The organism is Citrobacter sp. S-77 (assembly GCF_963864895.1).
Classification (GTDB): domain Bacteria; phylum Pseudomonadota; class Gammaproteobacteria; order Enterobacterales; family Enterobacteriaceae; genus Citrobacter; species Citrobacter murliniae.
The window spans coordinates 3,981,260-4,006,120 of record NZ_CAWLWU010000002.1; the positions used below are offsets into that span (position 1 = coordinate 3,981,260).

At 52.1% G+C, this 24,861-nt stretch carries 22 protein-coding genes and 1 other RNA gene; 8 read left to right on the forward strand and 15 right to left on the reverse strand.

Annotated features, from left to right (window positions below):
* Positions 1-52: 52 nt before the first annotated feature.
* From AACS05_RS19450 to AACS05_RS19490, 9 genes are all read right to left on the reverse strand, one after another.
* Positions 53-955: a transporter gene (locus tag AACS05_RS19450; RefSeq protein WP_045447272.1), complete on the reverse strand. Its 903-nt coding sequence runs from the start codon at positions 953-955 to the stop codon at positions 53-55.
* A gap of 407 nt (positions 956-1,362) precedes the next feature.
* On the reverse strand, positions 1,363-2,106 hold the full coding sequence (locus AACS05_RS19455; RefSeq protein ID WP_045447275.1) for an SDR family oxidoreductase: 744 nt from the start codon (positions 2,104-2,106) through the stop codon (positions 1,363-1,365).
* 72 nt (positions 2,107-2,178) lie between these two features.
* Positions 2,179-5,052 carry an aminomethyl-transferring glycine dehydrogenase gene (gene gcvP, locus AACS05_RS19460; RefSeq protein WP_045447279.1) on the reverse strand — a complete coding sequence of 958 codons (2,874 nt, stop codon included), beginning with the start codon at positions 5,050-5,052 and terminating at the stop codon, positions 2,179-2,181.
* A gap of 117 nt (positions 5,053-5,169) precedes the next feature.
* Complete coding sequence (gene gcvH / locus AACS05_RS19465; protein WP_045447282.1) at positions 5,170-5,559, reverse strand: glycine cleavage system protein GcvH; 390 nt, start codon at positions 5,557-5,559, stop codon at positions 5,170-5,172.
* A gap of 24 nt (positions 5,560-5,583) precedes the next feature.
* Positions 5,584-6,678 carry a glycine cleavage system aminomethyltransferase GcvT gene (gcvT, locus tag AACS05_RS19470; RefSeq protein WP_045447285.1) on the reverse strand — a complete coding sequence of 365 codons (1,095 nt, stop codon included), beginning with the start codon at positions 6,676-6,678 and terminating at the stop codon, positions 5,584-5,586.
* A 452-nt stretch (positions 6,679-7,130) separates the two neighbouring features.
* Positions 7,131-8,333: an FAD-dependent 2-octaprenylphenol hydroxylase gene (gene ubiI / locus AACS05_RS19475; RefSeq protein ID WP_045447288.1), complete on the reverse strand. Its 1,203-nt coding sequence runs from the start codon at positions 8,331-8,333 to the stop codon at positions 7,131-7,133.
* A gap of 70 nt (positions 8,334-8,403) precedes the next feature.
* Positions 8,404-9,582: a 2-octaprenyl-6-methoxyphenyl hydroxylase gene (ubiH, locus tag AACS05_RS19480; RefSeq protein ID WP_045447291.1), complete on the reverse strand. Its 1,179-nt coding sequence runs from the start codon at positions 9,580-9,582 to the stop codon at positions 8,404-8,406.
* Entirely contained in the window at positions 9,579-10,895 is a 1,317-nt protein-coding gene (pepP, locus tag AACS05_RS19485) for a Xaa-Pro aminopeptidase (protein WP_045447294.1), read from the reverse strand. The genes ubiH and pepP overlap by 4 nt, the downstream gene beginning before the upstream one ends.
* Before the next feature lie 24 nt (positions 10,896-10,919).
* Positions 10,920-11,498: a YecA/YgfB family protein gene (locus AACS05_RS19490; RefSeq protein ID WP_136345249.1), complete on the reverse strand. Its 579-nt coding sequence runs from the start codon at positions 11,496-11,498 to the stop codon at positions 10,920-10,922.
* A gap of 166 nt (positions 11,499-11,664) precedes the next feature.
* On the opposite strand from AACS05_RS19490, the gene zapA reads away from it, so the two are divergent.
* From zapA to AACS05_RS19505, 3 genes are all read left to right on the forward strand, one after another.
* Positions 11,665-11,994, forward strand: a complete 330-nt coding sequence (gene zapA, locus AACS05_RS19495; RefSeq protein ID WP_045447299.1) for a cell division protein ZapA — start codon at positions 11,665-11,667, stop codon at positions 11,992-11,994.
* Positions 11,995-12,035: 41 nt separating this feature from the next.
* Positions 12,036-12,219: non-coding RNA, 6S RNA (ssrS, locus tag AACS05_RS19500), on the forward strand.
* A gap of 19 nt (positions 12,220-12,238) precedes the next feature.
* On the forward strand, positions 12,239-12,835 hold the full coding sequence (locus AACS05_RS19505; protein ID WP_045447302.1) for a 5-formyltetrahydrofolate cyclo-ligase: 597 nt from the start codon (positions 12,239-12,241) through the stop codon (positions 12,833-12,835).
* Between the two features lie 101 nt (positions 12,836-12,936).
* Here the strand turns inward: AACS05_RS19505 and AACS05_RS19510 are convergent, their stop codons facing one another.
* The 3 genes from AACS05_RS19510 to rpiA form a co-directional block, all read right to left on the reverse strand.
* Positions 12,937-12,996 (reverse strand): type I toxin-antitoxin system Ibs family toxin, encoded by a 60-nt coding sequence (locus AACS05_RS19510; RefSeq protein WP_136345268.1) that lies wholly within the window; start codon positions 12,994-12,996, stop codon positions 12,937-12,939.
* A gap of 322 nt (positions 12,997-13,318) precedes the next feature.
* Positions 13,319-14,551 (reverse strand): phosphoglycerate dehydrogenase, encoded by a 1,233-nt coding sequence (gene serA, locus AACS05_RS19515; RefSeq protein WP_045447305.1) that lies wholly within the window; start codon positions 14,549-14,551, stop codon positions 13,319-13,321.
* 270 nt (positions 14,552-14,821) lie between these two features.
* Positions 14,822-15,481, reverse strand: a complete 660-nt coding sequence (gene rpiA / locus AACS05_RS19520; protein ID WP_136345248.1) for a ribose-5-phosphate isomerase RpiA — start codon at positions 15,479-15,481, stop codon at positions 14,822-14,824.
* A gap of 159 nt (positions 15,482-15,640) precedes the next feature.
* On the opposite strand from rpiA, the gene argP reads away from it, so the two are divergent.
* From argP to AACS05_RS19545, 5 genes are all read left to right on the forward strand, one after another.
* The gene (gene argP, locus AACS05_RS19525; protein ID WP_003825477.1) at positions 15,641-16,534 is read left to right on the forward strand and encodes a DNA-binding transcriptional regulator ArgP; all 894 of its coding nucleotides are present in this window, start codon (positions 15,641-15,643) and stop codon (positions 16,532-16,534) included.
* 212 nt (positions 16,535-16,746) lie between these two features.
* Positions 16,747-18,891: a methylmalonyl-CoA mutase gene (scpA, locus tag AACS05_RS19530; protein WP_045447315.1), complete on the forward strand. Its 2,145-nt coding sequence runs from the start codon at positions 16,747-16,749 to the stop codon at positions 18,889-18,891.
* On the forward strand, positions 18,884-19,879 hold the full coding sequence (meaB, locus tag AACS05_RS19535) for a methylmalonyl Co-A mutase-associated GTPase MeaB (protein WP_045447318.1): 996 nt from the start codon (positions 18,884-18,886) through the stop codon (positions 19,877-19,879). The genes scpA and meaB overlap by 8 nt, the downstream gene beginning before the upstream one ends.
* 10 nt (positions 19,880-19,889) lie before the next feature.
* Positions 19,890-20,675 carry a methylmalonyl-CoA decarboxylase gene (gene scpB / locus AACS05_RS19540; protein WP_045447321.1) on the forward strand — a complete coding sequence of 262 codons (786 nt, stop codon included), beginning with the start codon at positions 19,890-19,892 and terminating at the stop codon, positions 20,673-20,675.
* 24 nt (positions 20,676-20,699) lie between these two features.
* Complete coding sequence (locus tag AACS05_RS19545) at positions 20,700-22,166, forward strand: acetyl-CoA hydrolase/transferase family protein (RefSeq protein WP_045447324.1); 1,467 nt, start codon at positions 20,700-20,702, stop codon at positions 22,164-22,166.
* On the opposite strand, the gene srsR is transcribed toward AACS05_RS19545, so the two are convergent.
* The 3 genes from srsR to argO form a co-directional block, all read right to left on the reverse strand.
* Positions 22,163-23,059, reverse strand: coding sequence for a LysR family transcriptional regulator SrsR (srsR, locus tag AACS05_RS19550; RefSeq protein WP_045447326.1), 897 nt, complete (start codon positions 23,057-23,059; stop codon positions 22,163-22,165). The genes AACS05_RS19545 and srsR overlap by 4 nt on opposite strands.
* A 121-nt stretch (positions 23,060-23,180) precedes the next feature.
* Positions 23,181-23,927: an oxidative stress defense protein gene (locus AACS05_RS19555; protein WP_045447329.1), complete on the reverse strand. Its 747-nt coding sequence runs from the start codon at positions 23,925-23,927 to the stop codon at positions 23,181-23,183.
* A gap of 240 nt (positions 23,928-24,167) precedes the next feature.
* A complete protein-coding gene (gene argO / locus AACS05_RS19560; RefSeq protein ID WP_045449774.1) occupies positions 24,168-24,803 on the reverse strand; it encodes an arginine exporter ArgO in 636 nt (211 codons plus the stop codon).
* Positions 24,804-24,861: the final 58 nt, after the last annotated feature.

Consider the following 24,861-nt stretch of genomic DNA (forward strand, 5'->3'; position numbering starts at 1 on the left):
GGATAAAACGTACTTACCTGCGTGATGCCAGGTAAGTACGTAAACAAAGAGATCACCAGGTTTTACCGATTTTAAATTCCCAACGTACATTTTCCATTTTGGTCGCCGATTTGGCTTCTTGCATTACAGGGAAGAATGAACCAAAACCAAGCCATACATTTATTGAATCAATAGCAACATTAAAAGAGGGGCCGATAGCCCACTCGGTGGTACCTGAATGATTATTTATCACATGGCCCGTTGAGAGTTCCCGGGTACCTGAATCATTATGGCTATATGTACTCTCCACTCCAATATCCCACGGCATTTCGCTACACATATAGCGGAGTTGGGTATTCCATTGAAACTCATTTCCACGTTTAACCTCCTGATTTCCCCGTTCAAACGGACCCTGGAATATAAAATCCATATCACCTTTAATATTCGGGGTAAAAAACGTCGTTAAAGAAACTGATGCCCGAGCACCCCACGCCCCATTACCGGGTAAATGGTTATCTCCATCCTGTCCTGTCGGTAGCAACACCGCGCCACCAACTGTTAGCCAAAATGGCGCCCCCGCCCGCTGGCTCAATAATGCATAACTCAGACCAACTGACTGATCGCCTAACCCTTCTATGTGTTCGGGAGACATATTGTCGCGTCGATTGTTAATATAAGACCCAACAGTCACACCTTCGAGCCTGTCAGTAAAACCGTAACGAATTTTAAGTAGCCATATTTGTGAGTAGATATCAGGGCTTCCACTGCCTTTTATTTGATCATCCTTATCACGGAATGAACTGTTTACTGCTGTCAGTAACATTCCCTGCGGGAGTAACGCTCCTCCTGAAATTGCTGTATTAACAGGAGCACCTAACAACTTACTGGGGGGTGATGGCTTATCCATTATTTCCGCCCCCAGTGAATTCATAGATACAAAACATATTATTAATGATAATAAATTTAATCTCTTCATCATTCCTTCCTGAAATGAAAAATAAAAACACCGAAATAACCTCACAATAAATACATTTGAATCACTTATGGAATTTAATACGCTATAAATCAAAGAGGATTTAAAACCAAGCGAATTTAATGTACTGGAAATTATGCGGGAAAATTGAGATACAAATTCCGATTTAAGAGTTTATATGCTTCGCTGAAAGAGAATTTATTTACTTCCGTATCTCTGTCGCCAGATTCGGTATTTTCTCAGAGGGCTAATACTGGATGGCGTCCTTGTAAATGCAAATTATCAGGAAAACCAATTCATGGCACTGCCGGTTCAACACCTGTGGAGAACGGCAGTCCGTTGCATAAATCTACGGAACGGGTTGCGAACCTGTGGTCCGATTAGCGCAACGCCGTCCGGCAATGAACACATTACTTCCCTCCTGCCAGCTCCAGAAAACTCCCCGTAACATAAGATGCTTTCTCACTTAACAGCCAGGCGATCGCCTGAGCGACCTCTTCCGGTTGCCCGCCACGCTGCATCGGTAACATAGACTTCACACGATCAACTCTGCCTGGCTCACCGCCAGAGGCATGCATTTCGGTGTAGATAAGGCCAGGACGCACGCAATTCACACGTATCCCCTGTGCCGCCACCTCAAGTGCCAGACCGGTGGTGAGCGTATCTACCGCCCCTTTCGACGCAGCATAATCGACGTACTCAAAAGGGGCGCCAAGCCGCGATGCTGCCGAGGAGACATTAACAATTGCCCCACCCTGACCACCATGTTTTAAAGACATCCGCTTTACGGCCTCCCGACAACAGAGGAAATATCCAGTGACATTAGTAGCCAGTACACGATTAATACGCTCGGCGGATAAGTTTTCCACAGTACTCTGTTCAAACAAAATCCCGGCATTATTCACCAGTGCAGTTAGTGGTTCTCCTTCGCGGTCGATGGCTTCAAACATCGCCATAACCTGATTTTCATTACTGATATCTGCCCGCAGGGTAAACGCCTTACCACCCGATGCGATAATGCTATTCACGACTTCTGTTGCGGCAAGAATATTGTGGTGAAAGTTAACCGCGACCGTGTAGCCCTCTTCTGCAAGTTGCCGCGCAGTGGCGCGCCCAATACCGCGACTGCCGCCTGTCACTAATGCGATTGCCATTTCGTATTCTCCAGAAATAAAAAAGCCGGGTGGCGCATGCGCTTACCCGGCCTGTCGTTCATGCCTCAGGTATTACTGATATTCGCTCATCGGCACGCAGGAGCAGAACAGATTACGGTCACCGTAAACGTCATCAAGACGCTTCACTGTCGGCCAGTATTTATTCGCAACACCTGTCGGGAACACCGCTATTTCGCGGCTATAACCGTGATTCCACTCAGCAACCAGTTCGTTCTGCGTGTGCGGAGAGTTAACCAGCGGGTTATCTTCCAGTGACCACTCGCCTGCTTTCACGCGATCGATCTCTGCGCGGATTGCAAGCATCGCATTAATAAAGCGATCCAGTTCCACTTTACCTTCAGACTCCGTTGGTTCCACCATCAGCGTACCCGCCACCGGGAAAGACATAGTCGGCGCATGGAAGCCGTAGTCGATTAGGCGCTTAGCAATATCCAGTTCACTGATGCCGGTTTCTTCTTTCAGTGGGCGAATGTCGAGAATACACTCGTGCGCCACACGGCCATCGCGGCCGGTATACAGTACCGGATAGGCATCTTTCAGACGGCTGGCAATGTAGTTGGCATTCAGAATCGCCACCTGGCTCGCCTGTTTCAAACCTTCTGCCCCCATCATGCGGATATACATCCAACTGATTGGCAGAATAGATGCGCTGCCGAACGGTGCAGCAGAAACTGCGCCCTGACGGGTGAGCATACCTTCAATCTGTACAACACTGTGCCCCGGTACAAACGGTGCGAGGTGCGATTTAACACCAATTGGTCCCATACCCGGACCACCACCGCCGTGCGGAATGCAGAAGGTTTTATGCAGGTTAAGGTGCGATACATCCGCGCCGATAAAGCCCGGCGAGGTGATACCGACCTGGGCGTTCATGTTCGCGCCATCCAGGTAAACCTGACCGCCATACTGATGCACAATCTCACACACTTCACGGATGGTTTCTTCATAGACGCCGTGAGTGGACGGATAGGTCACCATAATGCAGGAGAGGTTTTCGCCCGCCTGCTCAGCTTTGGCACGCAGATCAGCCAGATCGATGTTGCCGTTTTTATCACAAGCCACTACTACCACCTGCATACCCGCCATCTGCGCGGAAGCAGGGTTAGTACCGTGAGCAGAGGCCGGGATTAGACAGATATCACGATGCCCTTCGTTACGACTTTCGTGATAATGACGAATAGCCAGCAGGCCCGCATATTCGCCCTGTGCACCGGAGTTCGGCTGCATACAAACGGCATCATAACCGGTCAGTTTTACCAGCCAGTCGGACAGCTGACCAATCATTTGCTGGTAGCCTTCCGCCTGTTCCGGGGGGCAGAACGGATGCAGTTCAGCGAATTCTGGCCAGGTAATTGGGATCATCTCGGCGGCAGCGTTCAATTTCATGGTACAGGAACCCAGCGGGATCATCGCCTGGTTCAGCGCCAGATCTTTACGCTCCAGCGAATGCATATAGCGCATCATCTCGGTTTCGCTATGGTAGCGATTAAATACCGGATGGCTCAGGATCGCATCATCGCGCAGCATGCTGTCCTGAATAGAACGGCTGTCGAGGGCCACGTCTTTATCCAGAGCATCAATGTTCAGACCGTGGCTGTCGCCCAGCAGGACACTGAACAACTGCACGACATTTTCACGGGTGGTGGTTTCGTCGAGCGTAATACCTACCGCGTTATGAATATCACTGCGCAGGTTGATTTCTGCCGCTTCAGCGCGCGCCAGTACGGCAGCTTTGTCGCTTACTTCTACGCACAGGGTGTCGAAGTAGTGTGCGTGACGCAACTTCAGCCCTTTCTGTTGCAGACCTGCCGCCAGAATATCGGTCAGGCGATGGATACGATTCGCAATGCGTTTCAGTCCAACCGGGCCATGATAAACGGCATACAGGCTGGCGATATTTGCCAGCAGAACCTGCGAGGTACAAATGTTGGAGTTCGCTTTCTCACGGCGGATATGTTGCTCGCGAGTCTGCATCGCCATACGCAGAGCAGTGTTACCCGCTGCATCTTTCGATACGCCGATAATGCGGCCTGGCATGGAGCGTTTGTATTCGTCTTTTGCCGCAAAAAATGCCGCATGCGGGCCGCCATAGCCCATCGGTACGCCAAAGCGCTGTGCAGAGCCAAACACAATGTCAGCGCCCTGTTTGCCCGGAGCAGTCAGCAGCACTAACGCCATAAAATCAGCCGCAACGCTGACCACGACTTTACGGGATTTCAGTTCAGCAATCAGTTTGCTGTAGTCGTGAACTTCACCGGTGGTACCAACCTGTTGTAACAGAACGCCAAACACATCCTGATGATCCAGCGCTTTTGCCGCATCATCAACAATGACATCAAAGCCAAAGGTTTCCGCACGGGTGCGAACCACATCCAGCGTTTGCGGATGAACATCAGAAGCGACAAAGAAACGGTTGGCATTTTTTAGTTTGCTGACGCGTTTTGCCATCGCCATAGCTTCCGCTGCGGCAGTGGCTTCATCCAGCAGAGAAGCGGAAGCCATATCCAGACCGGTCAGATCCAGCGTGACCTGCTGGAAGTTCAGCAGCGCTTCCAGACGACCCTGGGAAACTTCTGGTTGGTACGGCGTATAGGCGGTGTACCAGCCTGGGTTTTCCAGCATGTTGCGCAGAATAACCGGCGGCAATTGCACGGCGGTATAGCCCATGCCAATGTATGACGTGAAGCGCTTGTTACGTCCGGCAATGGCTTTTAATTCAGCCAGCGCAGCGTATTCGGTCGCCGCCTCGCCCACCTGCGGCGGGGTTGCAAGCTGAATGTCTTTCGGCACAATCTGGCCGATCAGCGCGTTTAAGGACTCGGCGCCAACCGCATTCAGCATCTCTTGCTGCTGCGCGGCGTCCGGTCCGATGTGGCGTTCAATGAAAGCGCCGCTGTTTTCAAGCTGGCTTAACGTCTGTGTCATGGGCGATGGTTCCTGAAACGTGCAGTGAATCGTAGGTGTATCTACTTACCTGAATACACGAAATAATTCTCGTTGCAGGACACAACGGCTTCCTGCAACGTGAAGAATGAAGCGTATTTACTCGTCTTCTAACAGTGCTTCATATGCAGTCGCATCCAGCAGCGACTCAATTTCGCTTTCATCGCTGGCCTTGATCTTAAAGATCCAGCCACCGGTATATGGCTCGCTGTTCACCAGTTCCGGGGAATCACTGAGCGCGTCGTTAACCGCAACAATTTCACCGCCCACCGGCGCATAAATGTCGGAAGCCGCTTTTACGGATTCTGCAACAGCGCAGTCATCGCCTGCGCTGACAGTCGCGCCAACTTCTGGCAGATCAACAAAAACCATATCGCCCAACAGCTCCTGAGCGTGTTCGGTGATACCAACGGTGTAAGAGCCATCAGCTTCTTTGCGCAGCCATTCGTGTTCTTTACTGTATTTCAGTTCTGCTGGTACGTTGCTCATCAATCAATCTCCAAAAAGGATGAATCACGCGACGGCTTTGCCGTTACGCACAAAAATAGGTTTAGTCACTTTTACCGGCATTTCACGGTTGCGGATCTGCACTATCGCTGTCTCGCCGATGCCTGCTGGAACGCGCGCCAGCGCGATGCTGTAGCCCAGCGTTGGAGAGAATGTACCGCTGGTGATAACTCCTTCCTGCAGGTTGCCCTGAGCATCAGTGAAACGCACTGGCAGTTCATTACGCAGTACACCTTTCTCCGTCATCACCAGGCCAACCAACTGTTCATGACCTTTTTCACGTTGCATTTCCAGCGCTTCGCGGCCAATAAAGTCACGGTCAGCAGGCTCCCACGCAATAGTCCAGCCCATGTTGGCCGCCAGCGGAGAAACACTCTCATCCATTTCCTGGCTGTACAGGTTCATACCTGCTTCCAGGCGCAGCGTATCACGTGCCCCCAGCCCGCAAGGCTTAACACCGGCTTCCACCAGCGCGCGCCAGAAATCCGCCGCTTTTTCATTCGGCATGGCAATTTCATATCCCGCTTCGCCGGTATAACCAGTGGTTGCGATAAACAAGTCACCAGCCTGCACACCGAAGAAAGGCTTCATGCCCTCTACCGCATGACGTTGTTCTTCATTAAACAGCGTGGCTGCTTTTGCCTGCGCATTTGGCCCTTGCACCGCAATCATCGACAGGTCGTCACGAACGGTAATGTCGATGGCATAAGGTTCAGCGTGTTGGGTAATCCAGGAGAGGTCTTTTTCGCGGGTGGCGGAGTTTACAACGAGGCGGAAGAAGTCTTCAGTGAAGTAGTAGACGATCAGGTCATCTATCACGCCACCCGAAGCGTTAAGCATACCGGAATAAAGGGCTTTGCCGGTTTTCGTCAATTTCGCGACGTCGTTTGCCAGTAGATAGCGCAAGAACTCCCGGGTGCGGCTTCCGCGCAGATCGACGATGGTCATATGCGAAACATCAAACATACCAGCATCGGTGCGGACAGCATGGTGCTCATCGAGCTGAGAACCATAATGCAGGGGCATCATCCAGCCATGGAAATCAACCATGCGCGCGCCACATAGCGTGTGTTGTTCGTACAAAGGAGTCTGTTGAGCCATCTTTTCCTCGTTGAATAAGCGGGGCTACCAACTCTTTCGTGGTGAAATCTTCGCCACGAAACCCAGCACCGCAGCCGCTCCGGGGGCTGCGACGCAAACGTTCTCTTTGCCTTGAACTTACCACCGAAATAGACGCTAAACCATAAGTCAAAATTAACCATCACATTAGCTTATGACTAAAAATGACAGGATCTGCATCAGAATAAAAAACCACATAAAGGCCATTAAATCAGCGCAATTGATATGAACATGTTGAAATAATCAGCATCAATCCATATTAAATATGGAAAAAATGTTAAAAATGGCGTTATGAGAAAATAGTAATATTAAAAAAACTAATGCGAAAAAAGGTGTGGAATTAGATTATTTCAAATGAGATAAGTGTCCCGGCGCGCAGGCCGGGAGAGGAAAGTGTGACGGGTCTCAAACTCTTAAAATTGTCCTTTCGGACGTTAACGTAGCCACTCAGGAAGGTCGTTTAATCCCATTGCCTGACGGAGGAGTTGTGGTTTTACGCCAGGGAGGGTATCAGCCAGTTTCAGACCAATATCACGCAGCAGTTTCTTCGCCGGGTTTTCTCCGGCAAACAGTTCGCGGAAACCTTGCATACCAGCAAGCATCAGCGCCGCGCTGTGCTTACGGCTACGCTCATAACGACGCAGGTAGAGATGCTGGCCAATGTCTTTCCCCTGGCGTTGCAGGCGCTTAAGCTCATCAATCAGCTCTGCGGCATCCATAAAGCCAAGATTAACCCCCTGGCCCGCCAGCGGATGGATGGTATGCGCCGCATCGCCAACCAGTGCCAGACGATGGGCGGCAAACTGGCGAGCATAGCGCCCCGTCAACGGGAACGTCTGACGTTCGCTTTCGAGTTGGCATAACCCCAGACGATTATCAAAGGCAATGTTCAGCGCCTGGTTAAACTCTTCAACGCTTGCCTGCTGCATACGCTCAGCTTCCTGCGGCGAGAGTGACCAGACAATGGAGCACAGATGCGGGTCACTGAGCGGTAAAAATGCCAGAATACCCTCACCATGGAATGCCTGGCGAGCAACAGCACCATGTGCTTCCTGCGTACGAATAGTCGCGACCAGCGCATGATGCCGGTAATCCCAGAAGGTCAGCGGGATATCTGCTTTATTACGCAGCCAGGAGTGAGCGCCGTCTGCACCAATCACCAGGCGTGCGGTCAGCATCGATCCGTCCTTCAGGGTCAGAAAAGCATCGTTCTCACCCCATGCCACCTGCTGCAGTTCTGCCGGGGCCATAAGCGTAATATCCGCCGACTGCTGTGCCTTTTGCCACAATGCGTAATGGACCACCGCGTTTTCTACGATGTGTCCCAAATGGCTGTACCCCATGCTTTGGTCATCAAATTCGATGCGCCCAAAACTGTCTCGATCCCACACTTCCATACCGTGATAACAACAGGCACGGCGGGCGACGATGTCTGACCATACGCCAAGACGGGTAAGCAGTTTTTCGCTGGCAGCATTAATTGCCGACACACGAAGCTGAGGAGGAGCATCCGTCGCCAGAGGGTGTGGAACATGTTGTTCTAACACTGCAACGCGTAACCCGCTGCCCTGCAAACCGCAGGCAACCGCCAGTCCTACCATGCCGCCACCAACAATTGCTACATCAACACTTTGCACTGTTTGCTCCTGAAAACGGGACGATCAAATACCGTAGGCCAGATAAGGCCTACTGGTCTACAGGCCATCATTAACGCGCAACCCACCCCAGGGTCCGCTCTGCCAGCGCATCTCGCGCGGGGGTAAATAATTCCATCGCCATTAATCCGGCATTACGCCCAACGATCAACGGAGCCCAGCGATTGGCAAACAGATACACCAAGCTATTCGTCACGCCAATCGTCGCTTCACGGTCAGTCTGACGACGTCGCTGATAACGTGACAACACCGCATAATCGCCTATATCTTCGGCGGTGCTATGTGCCTGAGTCAGCGTTTCAGCAAGACTCATGACATCACGCATTCCAAGGTTAAAACCTTGTCCGGCAATCGGATGAAGCGTTTGTGCAGCATTGCCGACCAGAACAGTACGATGGGTCACTGCCTTCACTGCTGTGGTTAATGAAAGCGGATAGGCACTGCGTTTACCCGCTTGCGTAATATGACCCAGCCGCCAGCCAAATGCTGTTTGCAGTTCACGGCAAAACCGTTCGTCGGACCAGGCCAAGATCTCATCACGCCGCTCAAGCGGATGACACCACACCAGCGAGCATCGGCCATCTGACATCGGCAACATTGCCAGCGGGCCATGTTGCGTAAAGCGCTCAAACGCCCGTCCGTTATGCGGAACGGAGGTTGTGACGTTGGCAATCACGGCCAACTGTTCGTAAGGTTGCTGTTGCCACTCAACACCGCACGCGGTAGCCAGCGCAGAGCGAGTACCGTCAGCCGCTACCAGCACGCGACCGGTAATCACTTCGCCATTCTCCAGCGTGACCTCAACGCATTCCTGGGTGCGCGACACGCTGGCAACCCGATCAGGACAATGCAGCGTAACACCACGCGCTTTGCGCAACAGTGCGAACAAACGCAGCCCAACATCATGCAGTTCCACCACCTGACCCAGTGCCGGTATACGGTATTCGTGCGCATCAAGCGTAACAAACCCGGCATGTCCACGATCGCTGACGTGTACTGTTTTAATCGCCGTTGCGCAATCGGCTATTGCCTGCCAGACGCCAATTCGCGCCAGCTGTTGACAGGTACCTGCCGCTAGCGCAATCGCCCTGGCGTCAAACCCCGGATGACAATCGCCCTCTGGATCGCTCACTTCAATCAGATGAACCGGTAGCGTCCCATGGGTAAGCTGAGAAATGGCCAGCGCCAGCGTCGCGCCGACCATACCACCACCAACGATAATTACGCTCATTGCAGTCGCGCCGCAGCCATTAAGGCTTCAATCTCATCCGCCCTCTTAACCACACCAGAAGTAAGGTTTTCATTACCGTCTTCGGTAATGAGGATGTCATCTTCAATACGAATACCGATACCGCGATAAGCGGGCGGTACGTCGGCGTCAGGTGCGATGTACAGCCCTGGCTCTACGGTAAGCACCATCCCCGGTTCAAGAATACGTGAGCGATCCTGACCATAAACACCAACGTCGTGTACATCCAGCCCCAACCAATGGCTAAGACCATGCATAAAGAAAGGACGGTGTGCGTTATCGGCTATCAGTTGGTCAATTTCACCATGCAGAATACCGAGCTTCACCAGACCGGTAATCATGATACGTACCACTTCACCTGTGACCTCCTGGATGGAAGTACCGGGGCGATACAGACGCAAGCTGGTTTCCAGCGATTCCAGCACAATGTCATAGATTTCGCGCTGTGCAGGGGTGAATTTGCCGTTTACCGGGAAGGTACGCGTAATGTCGCCTGCGTAGCCTTTGTATTCACACCCGGCGTCAATCAACACCAGATCGCCATCGCGCATTTCACTTTCATTTTCGGTGTAATGCAGGATACAGCCGTTTTCGCCACTGCCGACAATGGTGTTGTAGGACGGGTAACGCGCACCATGACGGGTGAATTCGTGGTGAATTTCCCCTTCAAGTTGGTATTCAAACATCCCTGGACGACATTTTTCCATCGCACGGGTGTGCGCAAGAGCAGTGATTTCTCCGGCGCGACGCATCACTGCGATCTCTTCTGGCGATTTAAACAGGCGCATCTCATGCACCATTGGGCGCCAGTCAATAATAGCCACCGGCGCTTTCAGATTTTGTCTGGAACCTTTACGCAATTTTTCCAGTGCAGTGAAGACTATCTCATCTGCATACGCATATTCGCCTTGTGCGTGGTAAACCACGTCCAGACCATTAAGCAGTTGGTGCAGTTGCTGGTTGATTTCGCTGAAGGCTAACGCCCGGTCAACGCCCAGTTTCTCCGGCGCAGCATCCTGCCCCAGACGACGGCCAAACCAGATCTCTGCGGTAAGGTCACGTACCCGATTGAACAAAACGCTATGGCTATGAGTGTCATCACTTTTAATCAGCACCAGCACAGCTTCAGGTTCGTTAAAACCAGTGAAATACCAAAAATCGCTGCTCTGGCGATATGGATATTCACTGTCCGCACTGCGCGTCGCTTCAGGGGCGGCGAAAATCAGTGCGGCGCTGCCGGGTTGCATTTGTGCCAGTAAAGCCCGGCGGCGACGGAGATACTCTTGCTGCGTCATAACACTCTCCTTGGCGTTTCGTTCTTAGTGCAAAGTCGGTTTACGTACTTCTGGTGCAGTCGGCTGCTGACGTGTAAATGTGTCATGACATAGCAGAGCCGCAACACGCACATACTCAATGATCTCTTCGAGCGACATTTCCAGCTCTTCCTGATCTTCGTCTTCGTCGTATCCCAACTGAGCAATATTACGCAGATCGTCGATAGCTTCGCCGGTTTCGCCGGTCACTTTATCGAGCTTAGGTTGGGTGACACCGAGACCAAGCAAAAAGTGGTTTACCCAACCTGCCAGCGCATCGGCACGTTCGAAGACGCTGACATCGTCTCCCTCAGGCAGATAAAGCTGAAAAAGAAAACCGTCGTCTTCCAGGGCATCACTGGTGGCTGAGTGCATTTTAACCAGAGCCTGGGCCAGCTCATGACCAAAGGCCAGGCCTTCATTCGTCAGGTCGTGCAACAGCGGCTGCCATGAGCTGTCGTTGTTACCGCCGCAAATCATCCCACTGATCAAACCGTGCATTTCGGCAGGGGTCAATCCAGCCCCTTGTTGGTTCAAAAACTGGCTAACTTCGTTGTAACCAGGCATTTCGTTCTGTATAGACATAAGCATTCGTCATCAAAGGGAGGATATTCATGATATGCTACCACTTTGGACCCTGGTGGACCAGAAAAGGGCTTGTATCTTGATACCAGGGTAGCTATAGTGTCGCCCCTTCGCAGACCCAAGGTCTGGAGACGAAGGCAGCGCAGTCAATCAGCAGGAAGGTGGCATGTCTGCACAACCCGTCGATATCCAAATATTTGGCCGTTCACTGCGAGTGAATTGCCCGCCTGAACAAAGGGATGCGTTGAATCAGGCTGCGGACGATCTGAATCAGCGATTGCAAGATCTGAAAGTTCGCACTAGAGTCACAAATACTGAGCAGTTGGTTTTCATCGCCGCGTTGAACATCAGCTATGAGTTAACTCAGGAAAAAGCGAAGACGCGTGACTACGCGGCGAGCATGGAACAGCGTATTCGGATGCTGCAACAAACCATTGAACAGGCGTTGCTTGATCAGGGTCGCATTACCGAAAAAACGCCCCAAAACTTTGAATAACACTTTTCGGTTTACTGTGGTAGAGTGACCGTGAAGACAAAATTTCTCTGAGATGTTTGCAAGCGGGCCAGTCCCCTGAGCCGATATTTCATACCACAAGAATGTGGCGCTCCATGGTTGGTGAGCATGCTCGGCCCGTCCGAGAAGCCTTAAAACTGTGACGACGCATTCACCTTGAACCAAGGGTTCAAGGGTTACAGCCTGCGGCGGCATCTCGGAGATTCCCTTCTACCTGGCTACAGCCATGACACTACTTCCTGAACTTCCATTATCCCGGCAAGAAATTCGTCAACTGATCCGTCAGCGTCGCCGTTCGCTTACTTCTGAACAACAAATCCAGTTCGGTCAGCAGGCTGCGACCAGAATGCTGAGCTATCCCCCTGTTGTACTGGCACACACCGTAGCGGTTTTTCTCTCCTTTGATGGTGAACTTGATACCCAACCGCTGATCGAACAGCTCTGGCGGGCTGGCAAGCGTGTCTACCTTCCGGTTCTGCATCCGTTCAGCCCCGGTAACTTACTGTTTCTGCACTATCATCCGCACAGCGACCTGGTGACAAACCGGTTAAAAATCCAGGAACCTAAACTGGATGTACGCGACGTATTGCCGCTGTCGAAACTGGATGTACTTATCACACCGCTAGTCGCATTTGATGAAGACGGACAGCGTCTGGGAATGGGCGGAGGTTTTTACGACCGCACATTACAAAACTGGCAGCAATATAAGATCCAGCCCGTGGGCTATGCACATGATTGCCAGTTAGTCGAAAAACTACCGGTCGAAGAGTGGGATATCCCACTGCCTGCGGTGGTGACGCCGTCAAAAGTGTGGGAATGGTAAGGGTGACAAAAACCAAATTACCTGGATTGACTTTGCTGATTCTTTAACCTAGTTTAGTGAGTAAGGGTAAGGGAGGATTACTCCTCCCCTGTGACTGACTGTTAATAAGCTGCGAAACTTACGAGTAACAGTACAATCAGTATGATGACTGACTTCATCATAACCCTTCTCCTTTAAGCCCTCCCTTCGGTGAGGGCTTTTACCGTTTCAGCCCCATGCTGCCCCGCTATCGTAAATTGTCACTGTATTGACACAATGCGCTATACAGCCTTTACTCTCCTTCTGCGGCAAGCTTCGCAAACGCTCTTGTGAATGATGTAAGCGGTAGAAAAGTTAACAGTATTGAGAAAAGGGGTTGTCAGGGAAGAGACGATGGGAGAAGTGATGTCAAAGCTAAAATGCAGCGATTGCCCCTTTTTGACCAAGCAGCGGCAACGCTGTATTAACAACAAGCAGGCCGCAGCCTGCTTGTCAAAAGCATAATTAGTACAGCATGCGCGCGCGAATTGTTCCTGGAATGGCTTTCATCGCCAGCAGCGCTTTCTCCGCCACATCTTCATCCGCCTCGATATCAATAACCACATACCCCACCTGCGCGGAGGTTTGCAGATACTGCGCGGCAATGTTAACGCCCTGCTCAGCGAAGATTTGGTTCAGCGCGGTCAATACGCCCGGACGATTTTCGTGAATGTGCATCAGGCGACGACCACCATGCAGCGGCAGCGAAACTTCCGGGAAGTTGACAGCAGACAGCGTAGAGCCGTTGTCGGAATACTTCGTAAGCTTACCTGCCACTTCCAGACCGATGTTTTCCTGCGCTTCCAGCGTTGACCCACCAATGTGCGGCGTCAGGATCACGTTATCAAAATCGCACAGCGGAGAGGTGAATGGATCGCTGTTGGTCGCCGGCTCTGTTGGGAATACGTCGATTGCTGCCCCTGCCAGATGTTTAGTTGCTAACGCATCGCATAACGCTGGAATATCGACCACCGTTCCGCGAGCAGCGTTGATCAACAGCGCCCCCGGTTTCATCAGTGCAATCTCTTTTGCGCCCATCAAATTTTTCGTTGATGCATTTTCCGGTACGTGAAGACTCACCACATCGCTCATATTCAGCAGATCGGAAAGATGCTGTACCTGTGTAGCGTTACCAAGAGGTAGTTTATTTTCGATATCATAGAAATAGACATGCATCCCCAGCGACTCCGCCAGAATGCCCAACTGGGTACCAATGTGGCCGTAACCGATAATCCCCAGTTTTTTACCACGCGCCTCAAAAGAGCCGGTAGCCAGTTTATTCCAGACGCCGCGGTGCGCTTTAGCATTGGCCTCCGGAACGCCGCGAAGCAGCAGCAACAGCTCGCCAATAACCAGTTCGGCAACAGAACGCGTGTTAGAGAATGGTGCGTTAAACACAGGGATCCCGCGTTTTGCCGCTGCGCTCAGGTCAACCTGATTGGTACCGATACAGAAGCAGCCAATCGCAACCAGTTTCTCTGCGGCTTCAATAACATCTTCAGTCAGATGGGTACGGGATCGCAGGCCAATGAAGTGGGCATCACGGATGGACTCTTTCAGTTGTTCTGTGTCCAACGCGCCTTTATGAAACTCGATGTTGGTGTAACCTGCCGCACGAAGGCTTTCCAGTGCTTTTTGATGCACGCCTTCAACCAGCAGAAATTTAATCTTGTCTTTCTCCAGCGATACCTTTCCCATTTACCCGACCCTGTCTTTTTTGTTCAAACTGATGTGTTGTGTGTGGGATTTTCATCCTCCTCTTCAACATATCAAAAAATAATATTGCGGCAATATGAACGTTTGCGTCGTCGTTCTGAAGAAGTGTCATTCAGTGGGAAATGTCAGAGTAAAATACTGGTGATAACTTTTTCTTTGGAGGGATCGGCAGGACAAGATTGAAAACGTGACAGATGTCACCAAATTTGCCCTGCCAAAATTTTTTTAACGGTAGAAGACTCTCCCGTCAGATCATTTTACGATAGTTTTCACGCCATCAGCCGTGCCAATCAGCGCCACATCGGCGCCACGATTGGCAAACAAACCTACGGTCACAACGCCTGGAATCGCATTAATGGCGTTTTCCATAGCAACGGCGTCGAGGATCTCCAGGCCGTGCACGTCGAGGATCACATTACCATTGTCCGTCACCACGCCCTGGCGGTATTCAGGACGCCCACCCAGTTTCACTAACTGGCGAGCAACCGCGCTACGCGCCATCGGGATAACTTCTACCGGCAGCGGAAAGTTACCGAGAATATCGACTTCTTTAGACGCATCAGCGATGCAGATAAATTTCTTCGCCACTGAAGCAATAATTTTTTCACGGGTTAACGCCGCACCGCCACCTTTAATCATCTGCATGTGGCCGTTAATTTCATCAGCACCATCAACATATACGCCGAGGCTATCCACTTCGTTAAGATCGAACACGTGGATGCCGAGGCTTTTGAGTTTTTCAGTCGATGCGTCCGAACTGGACACCGCGCCTTCAATCTGGCCTTTCATTGTGCCCAGCGCATCAATAAAGTGTGCGGCTGTTGAACCTGTACCTACGCCCACAATGGTGCCGGGTTGTACATACTGAAGTGCCGCCCATCCTACTGCTTTTTTCAGTTCATCCTGCGTCATGATCGTTTCGCCTGTGGTGTGAAAATTCACGCGCATTATAGAACATTGCGCAGAAAAATGTCCCCACACCCGCTCGCAGGCGGCGGATTTCGTCTTTACCCAACCAAAAATTGTGTCATAGTGCAGAACACGCAAAAATTTCAGGAGTACGTCAGAGCAATGAAACGTCCGGACTACAGAACACTACAAGCACTGGATGCGGTTATTCGTGAACGAGGATTTGAGCGCGCTGCGCAAAAGCTGTGCATCACGCAATCCGCGGTTTCACAACGCATAAAACAGCTTGAGAATATGTTCGGACAACCGTTGCTGGTGCGCACCGTACCGCCTCGTCCTACTGAACAGGGACAAAAGCTGCTGGCGCTTCTGCGCCAGGTTGAGCTGCTGGAAGACGAGTGGCTCGGCGATGAACAAACCGGCTCTACCCCGCTGTTGCTCTCTCTGGCGGTGAACGCCGACAGCCTGGCGACATGGTTACTCCCGGCGCTGGCACCAGTGCTGGCAAACTCACCGATTCGCCTGAATTTACAGGTTGAAGATGAAACGCGCACCCAGGAACGCCTGCGTCGCGGTGAAGTGGTCGGTGCGGTGAGTATTCAACATCAGGCGCTGCCAAGCTGTCTGGTGGATAAGCTAGGCGCGCTTGACTACCTGTTTGTGGGATCAAAGCCTTTCGCCGAGCGTTATTTTCCTAATGGCGTCACCCGCTCAGCCCTGCTGAAGGCGCCGGCGGTGGCGTTTGACCACCTTGACGATATGCACCAGGCCTTCCTGCAACAAAACTTCGATCTTCCGCCTGGCAGCGTTCCATGCCATATCGTTAACTCGTCCGAAGCCTTCGTACAATTAGCGCGCCAGGGCACCACCTGCTGCATGATCCCGCACTTACAGATAGAAAAAGAACTGGAAAGCGGTGAGCTTATCGACTTAACGCCGGGCTTATTCCAGCGCAGGATGCTGTACTGGCACCGCTTTGCACCGGAAAGCCGCATGATGCGCAACGTCACTGACGCACTGCTGGCATACGGGCACAACGTGCTGCGCCAGGATTAACCCTTTCATTTCATTGCCGGATGACGCTTCGTTTATCCGGCTTAACACCTCTCATATTATCTCCGTCATTTCTTTGAAATTCATCACAAAATAAAACACACCACGCGGCAAAAAACGACGCCCTGTTGGCTATTTTTTGCTGGCGACAAGCCCAATGAAAAAGCTCACCGTATTCGCAAAGATTCAACTAATTGCGTAATACGGAGCAAAAAATGGCAAACGTACAGGAGTGGCAAACACTCGCCAACAAAGAACTCAGCCGACGGGACAAAACCGTCGAATCGCTGGAACGACAAACGGCGGAAGGGATTTCCATCAAGCCGCTGTACACTGAGGCTGACCTCGATAATCTGGAAGTAACAGGCACACTCCCCGGCCTGCCGCCTTACGTACGTGGCCCGAGAGCAACCATGTATACCGCGCAACCGTGGACCATTCGGCAGTACGCCGGTTTCTCCACCGCTAAAGAGTCCAACGCTTTTTACCGCCGTAACCTCGCCGCGGGTCAAAAAGGGCTTTCCGTCGCCTTTGACCTTGCCACCCACCGGGGCTATGACTCAGACAATCCACGTGTAGCAGGCGACGTTGGGAAGGCAGGCGTAGCTATCGATACAGTAGAAGACATGAAAGTCCTGTTCGACCAGATCCCGCTCGATAAGATGTCAGTGTCGATGACCATGAACGGCGCGGTGCTGCCAGTGCTGGCGTTTTATATTGTGGCCGCAGAGGAGCAAGGTGTATCACCGGAGCTACTCACCGGTACCATCCAGAATGACATTCTGAAAGAGTACCTGTGCCGTAACACCTATATTTACCCACCGAAACCTTCAATGCGCATTATCGCCGACATCATCGCCTGGTGCTCAGGCAACATGCCGCGTTTTAATACCATCAGCATCAGTGGTTACCACATGGGCGAAGCCGGAGCCAACTGCGTTCAGCAGGTGGCGTTTACGCTGGCTGATGGCATTGAATACATCAAAGCCGCACTCTCTGCCGGGCTAAAAATCGACGATTTCGCCCCACGTTTGTCATTCTTCTTCGGCATCGGCATGGATCTGTTTATGAACGTCGCCATGCTACGCGCCGCGCGCTATCTGTGGAGCGAGGCAGTCAGCGGTTTTGGCGCGACAAACCCGAAATCATTAGCCCTGCGCACCCACTGCCAGACTTCCGGCTGGAGCCTGACCGAACAGGATCCTTATAACAACGTAGTCCGCACCACTATTGAAGCGCTCGGCGCCACACTTGGCGGCACGCAGTCTTTACACACCAACGCCTTTGATGAAGCGCTCGGTCTGCCTACTGATTTCTCCGCACGTATTGCACGTAATACGCAGATCATTATTCAAGAGGAGTCGGAAATCTGCCGTACCGTTGATCCGCTGGCCGGATCGTATTACGTCGAGTCGTTAACCGATCAAATCGTCAAACAGGCGCGCGCGATCATTCAACAGATTGATAAGGCGGGCGGGATGGCGAAAGCGATCGAAGCCGGATTGCCGAAACGCATGATCGAAGAAGCCTCTGCCCGTGAGCAGTCGCTGATCGACCAGGGCAAGCGCGTCATTGTTGGGGTTAACAAGTACAAACTGGATAAAGAGGATGAAACGTCGGTACTGGAAATTGACAACGTCAAAGTGCGCAACGAACAGATCGCGTCTCTGGAGCACATCCGTGCCACCCGCGATGATGCCGCAGTCAAAGCGGCGCTAAACGCGCTCACCCACGCCGCGCGGCATAATGAAAACTTGCTTGCCGCTGCAGTCTGCGCTGCCCGCGTTCGCGCCACGCTCGGGGAAATCTCCGACGCACTGGAAGCCGCCTTTGACCGTTATCTGGTGCCAAGCCAGTGCGTCACTGGCGTGATTGCGCAAAGTTACCACCAGTCCGATAAATCCGCCTGCGAATTTGATGCCATCCTTGCGCAAACCGAACAGTTCCTGGCAGACAATGGTCGTCGCCCACGCATTCTGATCGCCAAAATGGGGCAGGACGGCCACGATCGCGGCGCGAAAGTGATCGCCAGCGCCTATTCCGATCTCGGTTTCGATGTCGATCTCAGTCCAATGTTCTCCACCCCGGAAGAAATAGCCCGTCTGGCGATCGAAAATGATGTGCATGTGATCGGCTCATCTTCACTGGCGGCGGGTCATAAAACCTTGATCCCGGAACTGGTCACCGCACTCAAAGGCTGGGGACGAGAAGATATCTGCGTGGTGGCTGGAGGTGTTATCCCGCCGCAGGATTACGCTTTCCTGCAAGAGCGCGGCGTGGCGGCCATATATGGCCCCGGCACACCAATGCTCGACAGCGTCCGCGATGTATTAACCCGTATCAGTCAACATCATGATTAACACCACCACGCTTGAAGACACCATCCAGCGCTTGCGTATGGGCGATCGCACCACACTCGCTCAGGCCATGACGCTGGTGGAGAGCCACCATCCGCGACATCAGGCGCTAAGCACGCAATTGCTGGACGCCATTATGCCATTCACTGGTAACGCCCTGCGTCTGGGAATTACCGGCACTCCTGGCGCGGGCAAAAGTACCTTTCTGGAAGCGTTCGGCATGTTGCTGATCCGCCAGGGACTGCGGGTGGCAGTGATTGCCGTCGATCCCAGCAGTCCGGTCAGCGGCGGCAGCATTCTTGGCGATAAGACCCGGATGACGGAACTGGCACGCGCAGAGGCAGCGTTTATTCGCCCGGTCCCCTCCAGTGGCCATCTGGGGGGAACCAGTCAACGCGCACGTGAGTTAATGCTGTTGTGCGAAGCGGCGGGCTTCAACGTGGTAATTGTTGAAACCGTTGGTGTTGGACAGTCCGAAACTGAAGTGGCCCGCATGGTCGATTGCTTTATCTCGCTACAAATCGCCGGTGGCGGGGACGATCTGCAGGGGATCAAAAAAGGCATCATGGAGATGGCAGACCTGATTGTCATCAACAAGGACGACGGTGAAAACCGGGCCAACGTCGCCATCGCCCGCCATATGTATGAATCTGCCCTGCATATTCTGCGCCGTAAGTACGACGAGTGGCAGCCGCAGGCTCTGGCCTGTAGCGCACTGGAAAAACGAGGCATTGAGGAAATCTGGCAGGCGATAACCGACTTCAAAACATCTCTTACCGCCAGCGGCCGACTGGAAAAAGTTCGCCAACAGCAGTCTGTGGACTGGTTACAAAAACAGGCCGAAGAAGAGGCGCTTCACCTGCTGTTTGCGCGCGCTGATTTCGACCGTTACTTCCAGCAAACGCTACAGTCGGTCAAAAACCATGATCTTTCGCCGCGCACCGGCCTGCGGCATATCAGCGAATTTATCCAGCATCATTACTTTGAATAAAGAGAACATTATGTCTTATCAATACGTCAACGTTGTCATCATCCAGAAAGTCGCGGTCATCGAATTCAATTATGCCCGCAAGCTCAATGCGCTGAGTAAAGTGTTTATCGATGATCTGATGCAGGCGCTGAGCGACCTCAACCGCCCGGAAATTCGCTGTATTATCCTGCGCGCGCCGAGCGGGGCAAAAGTGTTCTCTGCCGGGCATGACATTCATGAACTCCCCGCCGGACGTCGCGATCCGCTCTCTTATGACGATCCACTGCGCCAGATCACCCGCATGATCCAAAAATACCCAAAACCCGTGATCTCCATGGTCGAGGGCAGCGTCTGGGGCGGTGCGTTTGAGATGATCATGAGTTCCGATCTGATCATCGCCGCCGAAACCTCCACCTTCTCGATGACGCCGGTCAACCTCGGCGTACCGTATAACCTGGTGGGTATTCACAACCTGACCCGCGATGCGGGATTCCATATCGTCAAAGAGCTGATTTTTACCGCCTCCCCTATTACGGCGCAACGCGCAATGGCGGTCGGGATCCTTAACCATGTGGTCCCTACTGATGAACTGGAAGATTTCACTCTACAAATGGCACACCACATCTCGGAAAAGGCGCCACTGGCAATAGCCGTTATCAAAGAAGAGCTACGCGTGCTGGGCGAGGCGCACACCATGAATTCAGATGAATTTGAGCGGATCCAGGGCATGCGCCGCGCAGTTTATGACAGTGAGGACTATCAGGAAGGGATGAATGCGTTTATGGAAAAACGCAAACCTAACTTTGTAGGCCATTAATCACACGGGGGAAAGGAGATCGCCATGAAACGGATGAGTGCCGAAAAAGCGGCAGAGATTATCCAGCACGATGATATGGTCGCGTTCAGCGGCTTTACGCCAGCAGGTTCACCAAAAGCGTTACCTGCTGCGATTGCCCGACGTGCCAGCGAGCTGCATCAGGACGGACAGTCCTTTCAGATCCGCCTGCTGACCGGGGCGTCCATTAGCGCGGCCGCTGACGATGCGCTATCAGAGGCTGATGCTGTTTCCTGGCGCGCCCCTTATCAAACCTCTTCCGGCCTGCGTCAGAAAATTAATCAGGGTCAGGTGAGATTTGTCGATCTCCATCTGAGTGAAGTCGCTCAGATGGTAAATTACGGTTTTTTTGGCGATATCGATGTTGCCGTCATTGAAGCCTCCGCTATCGCACCGGATGGTCGGATTTGGCTTTCCAGCGGAATTGGCAATGCGCCAACCTGGCTGCTGCGAGCAAAAAAAGTGATTATTGAGTTGAATCACTATCATAATCCACGCGTGTCAGAGTTGGCCGACATTGTTATTCCGGGCGCTCCGCCGCGCCGTAACAGCGTTCCCATCTTTCATACTATGGATCGCGTAGGCAGCCAGTGCGTTCAGATTGACCCGAAGAAGGTTGTCGCCGTGGTGGATACTGAGCTTCCCGATGCCGGAAATGCATCGGATAAAACCAACCCAGTCTGCCAGCAAATTGCTGATAATGTAGTGGCCTTTCTGCTGACAGAAATGGCGCACAAACGTATCCCGCCTGAGTTCCTGCCGTTACAAAGCGGCGTCGGCAATATTAACAACGCGGTGATGGCACGACTTGGTGAGAACCCGGATATCCCGCCTTTTATGATGTACTCAGAGGTGTTGCAGGAGTCCGTTGTACATCTGCTGGAAACGGGAAAAATCACTGGCGCCAGTGCCTCAAGCCTGACGGTTTCCGCAAATTCACTGGAGAAGATCTACGACAACATGGATTTCTTCAGCAACCGGATTGTGCTTCGTCCGCAGGAGATCTCCAATAACCCTGAGATCATCCGTAGACTTGGGGTGATCGCGCTAAACGTCGGGCTGGAGTTTGATATCTACGGTCATGCCAACTCCACGCACGTCGCAGGAGTGAACCTGATGAACGGCATTGGCGGCAGCGGTGATTTCGAACGCAATGCCTATCTGTCTATCTTCATGGCTCCGTCCATTGCCAAAGGCGGAAAAATTTCAACAATCGTCCCCATGTGCAGTCACGTTGATCACAGTGAACATAGCGTAAAAGTGATCGTTACCGAGCAAGGAATCGCCGATCTGCGCGGGTTATCACCGTTGCAACGGGCGCACACAATTATCGAAAACTGCGCGCATCCCCTTTATCGTGACTACCTGCACCAGTATCTGGAGAAAGCGCCTGGTGGGCATATCCATCACGATCTCAGTCATGCGTTTGATCTGCACCGCAACTTAATAGAGAGTGGCTCAATGCTGGGTTAATTTGCCATGCCGTCACGATCTTCAACAATGTGCTGTAGCATTGTGGCGGTATAGCGATGATTTTTCAGCGAATAGAGAAATTCCTGCATGTACATTGGACTACCGGGCGCATCGAAATATTTCAGCGTCGCCGGATTCACCAGTCGCCAGGCAAAATGGGGAATCACTGTCAGAAACTGCCCGCGCTCGACTGCGCTTATCTTGGCCATAAAGCTGTATGGACGGTAGATGATTGTCGGATGGATCCCACACGGGCGCATATATGCATCGATCATCGCCTCAAAGTTAGCCCGATTCTGAAAGCGCATTTGCAGCCAGGGTAACTCGCGCAGCAGATCCTGCGGCTGTTTTTCTTCATAACGTCGGGAAACCAGAAACCCCAGGCGCAGCGGTGGCAACTCGCTGACCGTCATATTTTCCAGTCCTTGCACACGAGGTGAAACGTGCTGAGGTGAAATAATAAAGTCCAGTTGCCTGTCGAACAGATTATCAATTACCCCATTCTCACTGAACTCAACAGCCTGAGCGGTCACGCCATCGTACTTGTCGCCAAGGCTAATCAGTTGGTCAAAAATAATGGTGGGATAGGTATTGTCGATGCCGATGACGACATCTCGCGAGCGACGAGAGGAATTATTAATTTCATTATCAATAGCAGATAGACGTTGATAGACGGGAAACAGTTTCTGATACAGCTCCTGCCCCGCTTTGTTCAGACTGATGTTGTTATCTTTCCGGGTAAACAACGTATAGCCGATTTGCTCTTCCAGTGCGGCAATGCTTTTACCAAAGGGCGATGCGGTCATGTGTATTTTTTCTGCTGCTCTGGCGATGTTATTGGTTTGCGCCAACAGAATAAAATTCCGCATCTTTTTCGAGATAAAAATATCCATAGTCACCTCATAAAATCACTATGGCATATCCTCATGCAGACAAATAAAAGACTCGCGACGCGGTCTCACTTTTACAGTTGTTCACAGAAAAAGCCCGGCTGATTAGCCGGGCCTGAAATGGTTATTGCGTCTTTGTTGGTGTTGCCGTTGGCTGGCTCGCTGCAGGCTCTATCTGAAAGACCACATCCACCTGATCGTCAAACTGAATGACCGGTTGTTCGTAGGTTTCCTGAGCTGATGGCGCAGGTGCCGCGTCAGCTTTCATCATCCGTACCATTGGGCTCGGTTGATAGTTAGAGACATGGTAACGCACGCTATAAACCGGGCCCAGCTTGCTGTTGAAGCCGGCAGCCAGCTCCTGTGCCTGATGAACAGCATCATCAATAGCCGCTTTACGCGCTTTGTCTTTGTAGGCATCCGGTTGGGCAACGCCCAGCGATACCGAACGGATCTCATTCAGACCTGCTTTCAACGCGCCATCCAGCAGTGCGTTAAGTTTATCCAGCTGACGCAGTGTGACTTCAACGGTACGCACCGCGCGATAGCCTTTGAGTACGCTTTTACCGTTCTGGTAATCGTAGTCTGGTTGTGTACGCAGGTTTGCTGAGCTGATGTCCTTCTTCGCTATCTGATTCTGCTCAAGGAAGGAAAGATATTGCGCCACACGATCGTCGGCCTGTTTCTTTGCTGATGCAGCGTCCTTCGCTGCCACGTTGACTTCGATCGCCAGAGTTGCGATATCAGGCGTTGCATCTACGCTTGCCGTTCCTGAAGTCACGATGTGCGGTCCGTTCGGCAATTCATTTGCCTGTACCGATAGTGCACTGAATCCGACTAATGCCGCCAGGGCCATCACTTTGAACTTCACTCTCGTTCCTCCATGTTACATTAATTACCCCGAAACTCAGGGCACATGCAGGCAAGCTTAGCGGATCTCAGCCTGTTGTCCATCAGACAACACTTAGAGTCTGGCCCATCAGGTGTCCTTGTTACAGCCAGTCTGGGCACAGACAACGCGGAAAAACAGGAGCTTATACATAGTAAGTGAGGATGTTGATCACTGCCCATGGTCAAAATGGCAAATAGAATAACCTAATGGGCCAGACTTTTAGTTGAACAGGGCGTGAACATGCCCAACCCCCTCTTTCGCCAGTTGAAAAGCGATAAACCACATCACTAATCCCACCAGCGTATTAATGATACGCTGAGCTTTAGCCGTGCGCAGTCGCGGCGCCAGCCAGGCTGCCAGCAGCGCCAGTCCGAAGAACCACAGGAACGATGCGCTAACGGTTCCCAGCGCAAACCAACGCTTAGGCTCAACGTCCAGTTGACCGCCCAGACTTCCCAACACCACAAAGGTGTCCAGATAGACGTGGGGATTGAGCCATGTCACTGCCAGCATGGTGGCGATAATCTTCCAGCGCCCTTGCTTCATTACCTCAGCACTGGCCAGTTCCAGATTGCTGCTCATTGCTGTTTTTAACGCCCCGAAACCGTACCAGAGTAAGAACGCCACGCCCCCCCAAGTCACCAGAGCCATCAGCCATGGCGACTGCATCAGCAATGCGCTACCGCCAAAAATTCCTGCGCAGATCAACACTAAATCGCTGATGGCGCAGAGTAAGGCAATCATGATGTGATACTGGCGGCGAATGCCCTGATTCATTACGAATGCGTTTTGTGGGCCAAGCGGAAGTATCATGGCTGCGCCAAGCACAAGCCCTTGAAAATAATACGATAACACGTTAATCATCCCGAACTGTTTCTCTTAGGAGCAGACTATAGCGCGGGAATATCATTAG